10 protein-coding genes are annotated in these 11,964 nt (G+C 42.1%); 3 read left to right on the top strand and 7 right to left on the bottom strand.

Going from position 1 to position 11,964, the window contains the following annotated elements; genetic code table 11:
- Window positions 1-62: 62 nt before the first annotated feature.
- Window positions 63-1,535 carry a trigger factor gene (tig, locus tag DL92_RS18435; protein WP_034468583.1) on the bottom strand — a complete coding sequence of 491 codons (1,473 nt, stop codon included), beginning with the start codon at window positions 1,533-1,535 and terminating at the stop codon, window positions 63-65.
- A gap of 383 nt (window positions 1,536-1,918) precedes the next feature.
- Here tig and DL92_RS0106145 point away from each other — a divergent pair, with 383 nt between their 5' ends.
- Window positions 1,919-3,931 carry a methyl-accepting chemotaxis protein gene (locus DL92_RS0106145; protein ID WP_026667202.1) on the top strand — a complete coding sequence of 671 codons (2,013 nt, stop codon included), beginning with the start codon at window positions 1,919-1,921 and terminating at the stop codon, window positions 3,929-3,931.
- Window positions 3,932-4,130: 199 nt separating this feature from the next.
- On the opposite strand, the gene DL92_RS0106140 is transcribed toward DL92_RS0106145, so the two are convergent.
- Window positions 4,131-4,682 (bottom strand): DJ-1 family glyoxalase III, encoded by a 552-nt coding sequence (locus DL92_RS0106140; protein ID WP_026667201.1) that lies wholly within the window; start codon window positions 4,680-4,682, stop codon window positions 4,131-4,133.
- 304 nt (window positions 4,683-4,986) lie between these two features.
- Here DL92_RS0106140 and DL92_RS0106135 point away from each other — a divergent pair, with 304 nt between their 5' ends.
- A complete protein-coding gene (locus DL92_RS0106135; protein WP_330365508.1) occupies window positions 4,987-5,520 on the top strand; it encodes a CYTH domain-containing protein in 534 nt (177 codons plus the stop codon).
- 147 nt (window positions 5,521-5,667) lie between these two features.
- Here DL92_RS0106135 and malQ read toward each other — a convergent pair whose 3' ends face one another.
- Genes malQ through DL92_RS0106120 form a run of 3 tightly spaced genes read right to left on the bottom strand, consistent with a single transcriptional unit; the run spans window position 5,668 to window position 8,748 of the window.
- The gene (gene malQ / locus DL92_RS0106130) at window positions 5,668-7,191 is read right to left on the bottom strand and encodes a 4-alpha-glucanotransferase (RefSeq protein WP_026667199.1); all 1,524 of its coding nucleotides are present in this window, start codon (window positions 7,189-7,191) and stop codon (window positions 5,668-5,670) included.
- A 24-nt stretch (window positions 7,192-7,215) separates the two neighbouring features.
- Complete coding sequence (locus DL92_RS0106125) at window positions 7,216-8,130, bottom strand: carbohydrate kinase family protein (protein WP_026656810.1); 915 nt, start codon at window positions 8,128-8,130, stop codon at window positions 7,216-7,218.
- Window positions 8,131-8,145: 15 nt separating this feature from the next.
- Complete coding sequence (locus DL92_RS0106120) at window positions 8,146-8,748, bottom strand: TetR/AcrR family transcriptional regulator (RefSeq protein WP_026667198.1); 603 nt, start codon at window positions 8,746-8,748, stop codon at window positions 8,146-8,148.
- A gap of 165 nt (window positions 8,749-8,913) precedes the next feature.
- Between DL92_RS0106120 and DL92_RS18430 the strand changes: the two genes are divergently transcribed.
- On the top strand, window positions 8,914-9,258 hold the full coding sequence (locus tag DL92_RS18430; protein ID WP_034462167.1) for a hypothetical protein: 345 nt from the start codon (window positions 8,914-8,916) through the stop codon (window positions 9,256-9,258).
- A gap of 67 nt (window positions 9,259-9,325) precedes the next feature.
- Here the strand turns inward: DL92_RS18430 and DL92_RS0106110 are convergent, their stop codons facing one another.
- Entirely contained in the window at window positions 9,326-10,183 is an 858-nt protein-coding gene (locus tag DL92_RS0106110; protein WP_026656808.1) for a DUF2225 domain-containing protein, read from the bottom strand.
- 39 nt (window positions 10,184-10,222) lie between these two features.
- Window positions 10,223-11,929, bottom strand: a complete 1,707-nt coding sequence (locus tag DL92_RS0106105; protein ID WP_242838990.1) for a glutamine--tRNA ligase/YqeY domain fusion protein — start codon at window positions 11,927-11,929, stop codon at window positions 10,223-10,225.
- Between the last annotated feature and the right edge of the window lie 35 nt (window positions 11,930-11,964).

The following is an 11,964-nucleotide window of genomic DNA, read 5'->3' as shown; positions in this document are numbered from 1 at the left end:
TCTTTGTATTTACCAAATAATAAGTGCCATAAGGTTCATATGTTTTTATTCAAACTGCCTGATTACTCTTCAGTCTTCTTCTTTCTTGTTGTTGTCTTCTTAGGCTTCTCTTCCTTGTCTGCAGCATCTTTCTTAGCTGTAGTCTTCTTGGCAGCTGTCTTCTTTGCAGGCTTCTCTTCCTTATCGGCAGCCTTCTCAGCCTTTTCAGCAGTCTTCTTTGTTGTTGTCTTCTTTGCAGCCTTCTTAGCAGCGCCTTCCTTTACATTCTCCACAAGGAAATCAGCAGCCTTCTGAACTGCAAGATCACTCTTCATGACCTTCTTCTCAGCATCAGACATGAGCTCTTTAAGCTTAGAAAGCTCCATTCTGTACTGCTCAGCCATCTTCTCAAGTTCCTTCTCGAACTCTTCGTCTGAAACTGTGATGTTTTCCTTCTCAGCTACAGCCTCGAGAACAAGTCTTGACTTGATTCTCTCGATAGCCTGAGGCTTAACCTGCTCAAGCATCTTGTCTACAGTGTTACCTGTATACTGAAGATACTGATCCATGTTCATACCCTGCATCTGAAGTCTCTGAGCGAAATCATTAACGATCTGTCTCTGCTGTGTCTCGATCATAGCCTCAGGAAGCTCCATATCTGAATCTTCGATAACAGCCTTAACTACAGCATCTTCTCTCTTAGCCTTCTCTTCGTTTGTCTTCTTCTCAACAAGCTTCTTCTTAACATCTTCCTTGTACTCGGCAAGTGTATCAAACTCTGATACATCGCTTGCAAACTCATCGTTGAGCTCAGGAAGTTCCTTAGCCTTGATAGCCTTAACTGTGCACTTGAAAGTAGCATCTTTTCCGGCAAGTTCAGCTGCCTGATATTCCTCAGGGAACTTAACGTTTACATCGCCTTCTTTACCAATCTCAAATCCAACAAGCTGCTCTTCGAATCCGGGAATGAATGCACCCGAACCGATTGTAAGAGGATAATCTGTTCCCTTTCCACCGGGGAATGCAACTCCGTCAACAAATCCTTCGAAATCAAGAGTAACGATATCGTTGTTCTGAACTGCTCTGTCTGTTACATCAACAGTTCTTGCATTTGTATTTCTCTGCTTGTCGATCTCAGCGTCAACATCAGCATCTGTAACGTCGATGTCCATCTTCTCAACTTCAACGCCCTTATATTTTCCAAGCTTAACCGGAGGCTTAAGAGCTACTTCAGCTGTAAAGATGAAGTCCTTTCCTGCCTCAAGCTGCTCAACATCAATCTTGGGAGATGATACAACGTTCTCTCCGCACTCCTCAACAGCCTTGGGATACTCTGTCTCGATAAGTTCATTTGCAGCATCCTCATAGAATACTCCCTTACCGTACATCTGCTCGATCATCTTACGAGGAGCCTTACCCTTACGGAAACCGGGTAACTGAATCTTATTCTTGTTTTTCTCATAGGCCTTCTGAATTGCCTTCTCGAGCTGCTCAGCAGATACTTCAATCTTAAGCTTAGCCATGCTCTTTTCAAGCTTCTCAACTGTTACGCTCATTTTATCTGTAATTCCTCCTAAAAGTATTTATAATAAAGAGCCGAAAAACACAGTTTCAAGCCCTTTAGCCCACATATAGGCACAATCGCTTCAGATTATAACATAAGTACATAATAATTTCCATGTTTTTATTCGCGCTTTTTTAAATAGTATCCCACATGGAAAAAATTGCTATTTTGAATCCCGGCACTTAAATTAAGCGAACCAATTGCCGATATTATACTGAACTTAGCACGCCAAATCATTAAAACTATATAAAATTTTCCTAATTTCAGTCATTTTTTAACTGCTAAATAGTATCATTTTAGTATAAAATTGTTATTATTTTTTAATCGTTTTAACGTGTTAAAGTTATTTACTTTTATAGTACGGAGGCAATTTCTATGGCAAAGGATTCCAAACCCCAGAAAAGAACTACCAATTTTATGAACAGCATTAAACCGCGAATGATTGCAATAATGCTTTTAGTAGCAGCTGTTCCGCTTATTATTTCCGTAATAGTAAGTTATGCATCATCGACTTCAAAAGCGGTTAAGGATGCAGAAAATACACTAAACTGGCAAGCAAACTATATTCAGTCCGAATTTGAAGGCATTATGGAAAAAAATATAATGAGTATTCAGACACTTGCCAAATCACCTGCCACAACACGATTCATGGAGACTCCATTCAATGTTACTTTCCAGGAAGAGGCCGCCAAATATCTCGAAGAAATCGATACAATGCTTAATGACGGCAACATTACCGTTCTTACGGGCAAAGATGGAAAACAGATTCTCAGAAATACAGGAGAGCTTGTCGAAGTAGGTGAAAGAGATTACTTTAAAGAAGCAATGAACGGAAATACTTATGTTTCCAATGTCATAGTTTCAGCATCAACAGGTGTACGTCAGATTACAATCGCAGCTCCCGTGTACAATTCAAAGGGTGAGGCTATAGGTATTGTTCAGCGAAATCTCGATCTTAACAGATTCCATGAATTTCTTTCCGAAAAGTCAAGCGACGCTTTCTTCGTTGACAGAAACGGACTTGTTGCTGCTCATTCACAGTATGAGATCACTGCAGAGAACGAAGATGACAGAAGCAAATCACAATTCGTAACTTCCGGTCAGGACAGCGGAGTATATCAGGTTGATACCGGTAAAGGATATCATGCCGTAGTTTCTTATAAGAAATCTCCGAGTACAGGTTTTGTAGTTGTTGCTGCAACCGATACGAAAGTAGTAACCGCAGAGACAAGATCCGCTGCACTTATTGTCGTGATCGTCGGACTGGTGTTGCTCGTTTTAACAGCATTTATCTCTGTACAGATGGCTATTTCTTTCACGAACCCCATCAACGATGTCAACACTGCTCTCGCAGAGCTTGCTGACGGTAAATTTGCAGTTGTGACCAAGCATATTAACAGAAAAGATGAGTTTGGAGCGATCATCAACAACACAAACACTGTAATAAATGAACTTCAGGCAATTGTTTCCAATATTAAAGCATCTGCAACAACAATCGGCGAGTCATCCGAGGAGCTCTCAGATATGGCCAATCAGATTTCGCAAACAGCCGAAGATGTATCGAATGCAGTTCAGGATATCGCATCCGGTGCTACCCAGCAGGCCGATGAGATTCAGAAAGCTTCCGAGAATGTTACTCAGATCGGTGATGCCGTTTCAAATGTTCAGGGTTCAACCGGAAGTCTTGAAGCTCTTGCAACAAGAATGAAAGATGCTTCGGAAGCTTCTTCCCAGTCGCTTTCAGCTCTTCAGGAATCAAGTACAAACATGACTTCCAAGATCGACGACATTTCAAGGACTATCTCCGCTACTCAGGAAGCGGTTTCAAGCATCAACGAGAAGGTCGAAGGAATTGCAAGTATCGCAACTCAGACAAACCTCCTTTCACTTAACGCTTCGATTGAGGCTGCAAGGGCCGGCGAAGCAGGAAAAGGATTTGCGGTTGTTGCTGAAGAGATTGGTAAACTTGCCGACGATTCCAAGGCAATGGCTGACGATATCAGAAAACAGATGGATATCCTTCTTGAGCAGAGTGAAGCTGCGGTTGAAGCTTCAGATGAAGTAAGAAAAGGAAATCTTGACCAGCAGGATGCTCTTGGCGAAACACTCATTTCCGTAAACGAAATGCTTTCAGATATCAGCGAGACCGTAAACGGTGTAAAGAGCATCTCCTCAGGTGCAGAGACTTGCGTATCTTCCAAGAATGTTGTATCGGATTCAATGAATTCGCTCTCTGCCATTTCACAGCAGAACGCCGCTTCATCAGAAGAAACCGGCGCCTCTATGGAAGAACTTTCCGCTACTGTTACATCTCTTGCAGGTTCGGCTACTAACCTTAAAGATGTTGCAAATAAGCTTAATCAGGATATTCAGTTCTTTAAAACCTGATAGATTACGATAGGTTACACTACTAAAGCTTAAGGCAGATATTATAATTTAGCTCAGATTGTGCCGGACACATCAATGAGCCCAAAGAATTGGTCTCATTGATGTGGCACAAATTCGCAACAATTATAATATCTGCCTTTTATTTTGTAGTGTAATGATCTATCTTCCTTAATTAGGTCAACTTCTGTTGCCCCCAAAGTCACGCTGTATATACGATTGCTTGTGCCATCTGCTCTGCTGCTTCTTTTCCATTGAAGTGCTCTAAGATTGCAAGTGCGAATGGAATTGCCGTTCCCATGCCGCGTGATGTGATGAAGTTGCCGTCCTTTGAGACCATGTCAGTAGATACGTTTGCACCGATGAGGTCGCCTTCGCATCCGGGATAGCAGCAGGCTTTTTTGCCCTTAAGAAGTCCCATCTTGCCGTATACGGTTGGTGCAGCACAGATTGCCGCAAGCATCTTGCCTGCGTTGTTAAACTCTTCTATCTTAGCTTTGAGAGGCGCACACGCATCAAGGTTCTTCGTTCCCGGCATTCCGCCCGGAAGAATGATCATATCAACTCCGCCAAAATCATAGTTCTCAATTGTATCATCAGCCTCAAGCTTTATTCCGTGAGAACCCTCAACGGCTGTAGTTCCCGTTATAGAAACCATTGTTATGTCGATTCCCGCTCTCCTGAGAATATCCACTACTGTAAGTCCCTCTATTTCTTCAAAACCGTTTGCAAGAAAAATCGCTGTTTTTGCCATATTCGTCCTCCGTTTATTCTTAATACTTTCGCTTTTCAACATTCGTCTTTTCGGCTCTTCTACGCAATTATATGAATCATTATATCATTTCTATTCGCACTAATCTGAGAAAACATGACCTGTTAGATAGTTTTTATTCAAAAAAGTCATGTCCTCTACTATAATTTAAGATATGAAAACTTGAAATCTATGACTTTTTGGTATCATTTTATTATAAAAAGTCATAACACCACTAAAATCGAAGACATGATAGCACAAAAAGTATATTCAGTCTTAGACAAAATCACAGAAAGGTGCATATACCATGGGAATTGAGATAGAAAAAAAATTTACCGTAAAAGACCTTCCGCAGAACCTTGATACATATCCCTGCCATATAATCGAGCAAGGCTACCTAAACACAACCCCCGCCGTACGCGTACGAAGAGAAGACGACAGATACTATATGACCTACAAAGGCTCCTCACCCGCAGAAAAAAGCGGCATCGGAAAGGTGGAGTACAACATGCCCCTTGATGCGGTGAGCTATGATCATCTTGTAAAAAAATGTGACGGCAACATCATAAAGAAAACCCGATATCTCCTGCCACTTAACGAAGACGCATTTGATAACGGATTTCTGTCGGCCAATCCAAATATTAATTTTGCAATAAAATCAGGCGCCATCAAGATTGAACTTGATGTTTTTGACGCGCCGTTTAACGGTCGTCTGCTTGCCGAAGTTGAATTTCCAAGCGAAGAAGCCGCAAGCGCATATCACCCCGCTTCCTGGTTCCGCGAAGACGTAACCGGAGATTTCCACTACAGCAATTCATACATGAGCACTGAATCATTTTAATCACCTGCGGCGATATAGATACGTATTTCTACATCGCCGATTTCGTCTATAACTCACTCCTATAGACAATGAATACTTTTCCGCCCATGTTACTTTCTATGTCTCCCGGCTACTTCCTATGCCTTAAGTTACTTTCTAAATTTTCATTTACTTCCTGATTCTTCCGTAAACTTTAGCGTAGCTATACATCCTCTCGCAGAGCTCATCCGTGAGCTCATCGCCTTCCATCTTCCACTGCCAGTTTCCACCGAGAGTCGACGGAATGTTTATTCTTGCACTCTCGTCAAGCTCGAGATAATCCTGCATGGGAATTATCGCAGTGTCCGCAACGCTTGAAAATGCAGCGCGTATAAGTCCGCTTATAACCTGCCTTCCGCTGTTTACTCCAAGATAGTCCCTCACAAATTTCTTATCATCTCTGCTTAGTGTCTTATACCATCCCCTTGTCGTATCATTGTCGTGAGTTCCCGTATATACAACGCAGTTGCTGTTATAGTAGTGCGGAAGATATTCGCTGTCATCATCCGCTCCAAACGCAAAGTGAAGCACCTTCATTCCGGGATATCCCGTCTTTTTTACAAGCTTAATGACCGAAGGCGTAAGAAATCCCAGATCTTCTGCGATAACCTTTACGTCTCCGAATTCTTTTTTCACCGCATCGAAAAGATCGTATCCGGGACCTTTACGCCACTTTCCGATCTCAGCCGTAGGATTTCCGTAAGGAATCGCATAATACTCATCAAAGCCCCTAAAATGATCGATACGAAGCACATCATAAAGCTTGTAGCAGTGCCCTATTCTCTCAAGCCACCACTTATACCCCGTCTGCTTGTGATAGTCCCACCTATAAAGCGGATTTCCCCAAAGCTGTCCTGTCTTACTGAACGCATCGGGAGGACATCCCGCAACCTCTATAGGAACATTGTCCTTATCAAGAAGGAAAAGTTCAGGATTTGCCCACGTATCCGAGCTGTCAAAAGCAACATATATCGGTATGTCGCCGATAATCTCGATCCCGTTCTTATTCGCGTAATTTTTAAGCGCATTCCACTGCACATAAAAAACAAACTGGACAAAGCAGTAGAAATCTATCTCTTCCGAGAGCTTCTCCCTATACTTTGTCATGGCGTCTTTTTTCCTGAGTCTTATGGCCTCATCCCAGGTATTCCAAGACCTTCCGCCGTACATATCCTTAAGAGCCATAAAAAGTGCATAGTCAAAGAGCCACTTCTTTCCGTTGCTTTTCTTGAACTTCTCGAAATCAGCTTTTATGCCAGAAGCTCCAAAGGCCTTATCTATATTTCCGAAAGCCTTGCGCATAAGCTCGTATTTATGCGCCTCAATAGTCTTGTAGTCAACCTTATCAACCGGCTCTTCGCTCTTTAATACCTCAAGGTCTTCCAATGTCAAAAGATCTTTTTCCGCAAAAAACTCAGGATCTATCAGATACGGATTTCCTGCAAAAGTAGAAAAAGACTGATAAGGCGAATCACCGTATCCCGTAGGCCCAAGAGGAAGGATCTGCCAATACTTCTGCCCCGCTTTCTTAAGGAAATCCACAAACTCGTACGCTTCTTTTGAAAACGCACCGATTCCGTATTTCGACGGCAATGAAAAAACAGGAAGTAAAACGCCGCAAGCTCTTTTTTGCTCATTTTCGCTTTTTTTCATATCGGTCCCCTTATAGTATCTTTTTTACTTAATACCCCAGATCAGGTTTCTCCACTGTGCAAGCTGATCCGGCGTCATAAATCCGTTTGACGTTCCCATATATCCAATCTTGTAGGATGCGAACAAAAGTGCATTCTTTATGGCGTTTACGCTGTCTCCCGTCTCCATGTAGTAATGAAGGAAGCATGCAAAAAGCGCATTACCTGCACCTATGGTATTTACTACCTCGTTGGTCTTAACGGTGTTGTAGTGAATTCGAAGATTCTGAACTTTGTCATAAAGCATCAGTCCTTCACTGCCCTGACCGAGGATAATTATCTCCGTTCCGTATGTATTTGCCATTCTGTCTATGAAATCGTAGGGATCTTCCGTCAAAGTATCGTCACTGAAATAAAGAACCTTTGCGGAGTCTAGAAAGTCTGCGTTATATTTTTCTTTTTCTCTCTCGTAATATCTGATGTTGACTGCGACAGGCTTATTGTGCTCTTTCGCAACCTTAACAAACGGCCTGCAGAAATTCGCATTGGCCAGAACTACCATGTCACAGCTCTCCGCAATAGGCGGAACCATGGACATGTCATATGTATTTTCTCTAAGATCCTTGATATCTTCAAAGATCTGCTGTCGCCTTTCCTTGTCGTACAGAACAACTTCGGTAGGCGTATCATTCATCTGCGGGATAATATATTCAGTGGAAAGCGTGATTCTCCTGTCGGGCGGATTGATCATCTCAAGATCCTGATTACGTCCGACAATTGACATAAAGACAACCTCGTCACCCAGCCACTCAAGCGCAAGCGACTCGTTGTAGGCATCACCGCCCATCGCGGTATAGATAGAATCTATAGCGCTTGTCATAGGCGCAAAGCTGACAGGAATCTTTTCAACTCTTACGATAGTTTCAATCTGTGTTACACCAGCCACTAAAAATTTACCCATTTTTTAGCCTCCTTATTATGTAAGCACCATCCTTTGAACCATATCAACGTATTCCAAAGCTTCTTCCATAAACAGGTCTGCCCTAAAGCTACCACCTCTGATATTCTTTTCGAGTACTCCTTCCACCGTATAATCAAGAATGTACCATATTTTGTTGTAGTCAACTCCCGTGGAAAAGACTGTTATGTCCGCCCTCTCTTTAAGCGCACGCATTATCAGCGAGAACTTCTCCCGCTTCTCGCTTATTTCAAAAGAAGCCTTAGTATCCGTCTCTTCATCCGCTTTTTTCAGAAAAGAAAAAATATACGGGAACCGTTTAAGAGCATCGCCCTTAGCCGCAAGAACCTGCTTGTACAGCTCAAAGTAGCCGGTCTCACTCTTTTCAACATGTGTCGAAAATTCAAGCGTCACCGACCTCGTCGCATAATCATACAGAAAAGAATACAAACCGATTTTATTTCCAAAATAATGAAACAACAGGCCCTTACTGATATCCGCAGTCTTAACTATCTCGTCGGTGCTGGAATGCGTGTAGCCGTTCTCCGCAAACACCTTAAACGCCGCGTTAATGATCCGTTCCTGCTTATCTTTTTTTAGCTCAAAAAATCGTTCATTCATACACGTTCTCCGGCTTCAATTGACTACATCAGTCTGATTTTAATATATCATTTTGTAAGTACTAATTCAAACGATTTGCCGTTATTTATTAATTTTTAATACAACGTACTTTTATTTATCTGAAAATTGTTATAAAATTAATTCAACGTTTGGATAGGAGGATGTATGGTTATGTCCAAGGGAAATGGATTCGGAAAGTTTATTTTATTCTGTACTGCTGTTGGTGCAGCCGCAGCCGGTGTATATTATTACTTAAGTAAGAGAGATGCTGAGATTGCCGACAGTTTTGATGACGATGATTTTGAAGAGTTCGAAGATTTCGATGAGGATTTGGATGAAGCAACCGAGTCCAGATTCGGTTCCAGAAAATACGTAGACATCAAAACCGCCGAAGAAAAGGCCGGAAAAGCCGCAACTACTGCTGAAGCTGCCGAAGCAATAAGCACTACCGAAAGCAATGATTCCGCTACACCTGATGAATTCTTTGGCAATGAAGAAGATAAGTTATAAATAATAGTTAACCCCACGGATATCGCTATCCATGGGGTTTTATTATGTCTGTTTTTATTTGGGAGAATTACTTTTCGCCCTGCTTCTCGGCCATCATATCCTTAAGTGCTCTAGCCTTGTCCTTAATCCTGCTGTTTGCGGTTCTGGACATGAGAAGTTCAGAGATCATCTTGCTTGCGATATCATACTGTTCTGTCTCAAATGCAAGTGCTGCGATAAGATAATCGAGCGTTGTCGAATCCATTCCGGCAATAGGGAAATCTTCTGACTGCCTTGCCATGATGAATCCGTTAAGTGCGTTCTTTAAAAGCTCAAGCTCCTGAGCGTCGTTATCTTTTTTCTTCTTCTCGTAATCAGCTTCGTCCTGATCGAGTCTCTGAGTCTCACCTCTAATTACCCAGGCTGTCTTAAGACAGATATAAGCCTTCTCGCTGTTCTTCGCCTTCTTTACTACCGCATTTGCAAGTGCAAGCTGATAAAGGCTTCGTGCATGCTCATATGTGTATATAGGCTCCTTGTAGTCCTGCTTCTTGTAATTCATGCAGATTTTGTTTCTGATATCGTCAATCTGATACTTATTGAGCGTCGTGAAATATCTTCCAAGCGCCGCATATCCGCATTCGGGGCATGCAATGATGTCATACTTTGTAAGATCGACTTCAGAATAGTCAGGCCTTAAATCCACATCCACAGCCTTCATTCTAACCTTACCTGTACGAACAGTCTTTGATTCAAAGTCCGAATCACAGATAGGACATTTATATTTCTTGTCAAAAAGATAATCCTCCTCATTGACAAGTGTAAGCTTCTTCTGGGGCTCAGCTTTCTTGACATTGGCCTCTTTCTTGTTTGGATCCTCAAAAAGATTTCCTCCGTCAATATTTCCAAGTCCAAGCTTCTCCAGTCCAGAAAAAATACCAGCCATTTCTATACCTCTTTTCTAAATATTACTATAGAAAAATTTTTAATTATTCTTTGGCAGAACAAAAGAACTCTTAAGCGAAACGATCCTGTTAAATACAGGTGCTCCGGGCTTAGAATCCTTGCTGTCAACGCAGAAAAATCCGTTTCTTACAAACTGGAATTTGTCGTAGCTGACCGCATCTGCAAGTTCGGGCTCAAGCTTAGCATCCTTGATAACTGTAATTGAGTTGGGGTTTAAGTTAAGAGAACCGTCCTCGTTATAAACGCCCTTCTCCTCATCAATAATATTCTCATAAAGACGAACTTCTGCAGTTACCGCTTCTTTTGCAGCAACCCAGTGGATCGTGCCCTTAACTTTTCTTGCGTTAAATCCGCTTCCGGACTTAGTCTCGGGATCGTAAGTACAATGTACGGCGATAACATTGCCGTTCTCATCCTTATCGCAACCCGTACATGTTACAAAGTAAGCGTTCATAAGTCTTACTTCGTTTCCGGGGAAAAGACGGAAATACTTCTTCGGAGGCTCCTCCATGAAGTCTTCTCTCTCGATATAGAGCTCTTTTCCAAAAGGAATCTTTCTTGTTCCCATCTCAGGAACTTCTTTGTTATTCTCAATCTCGAGATACTCTGTCTCATTCTCAGGATAGTTATCTATTATAAGCTTTACGGGGTTGAGAACTGCAAGCATTCTCTTTGCCTTAAGCTTAAGGTCTTCTCTTATGCAATACTCAAGCATCGCGTACTCTGCAGTTGACTGTGCCTTACTGATTCCGCACATATCAACGAACATCTTAATTGACTCGGGAGTAAATCCTCTTCTTCTGAGTGCTGCGATGGTTACAAGTCTCGGATCGTCCCATCCGTCAACAATTCCGTCTTCTACAAGTCTCTTGATATATCTTTTACCTGTTACGACATTGTTGAGGTAGAGCTTCGCAAACTCAATCTGACGGGGAGGATTCTTGTAGCCGCACTCCTCTTTTACCCAATCGTAAAGAGGTCTGTGATCCTCAAACTCCAATGTGCAGAGTGAATGTGTTATACCCTCGATCGCATCCTCAATGGGATGAGCATAGTCATACATAGGATAAATGCACCACTTATCCTGTGTACGTGCATGTGTCATATGAGCAACCCTGTAGATAATGGGATCTCTCATATTTATGTTAGGTGAAGACATGTCGATCTTGGCTCTCAGTGTCATAGCGCCGTCCTCGACCTTGCCGTTCTTCATATCCTCAAAAAGTCTTAAGTTATCCTCAACACTTCTGTTTCTGTTAGGATCGTCCTTACCGGGCTCTGTGAGTGTTCCTCTGTATTCACGCATCTGCTCGGCAGTAAGCTCTGAAACGTATGCCTTGCCCTTTTTTATAAGCTTAACGGCATTCTCATACATCTCATCAAAGTAATCCGAAGCATGGAAAAGACGGTCTTCATAATCCGCACCGAGCCACTTAACGTCCTCGATAATGGAGTCCATGAACTCAGATCTTTCCTTGGTGGGATTGGTATCGTCAAATCTCATGTTGAACTTGCCGTTGTATTCTTTTGCCATTCCGTAGTTAAGAAGAATACTCTTAGCATGTCCTATATGCAAAAAACCGTTTGGCTCGGGAGGAAATCTTGTGCATACATGATCGTAAACTCCCTCCGCAAGATCCTTGTCTATAGCCTGCTCTATAAAATGTCTGGAAGGTGTATTTTCCACCTCAGCATTATCACTTGTATTTGTAATTACTTCTGCCATTATTAAATCCTAACCTTTACATTTATATCTTTGTG

Source organism: Butyrivibrio sp. AE2005 (assembly GCF_000686965.1).
GTDB lineage: Bacteria > Bacillota > Clostridia > Lachnospirales > Lachnospiraceae > Butyrivibrio > Butyrivibrio hungatei_A.
The sequence above is the reverse complement of the archived record's forward strand: the minus strand, read 5'-3'. Positions and strand labels throughout refer to the sequence as shown.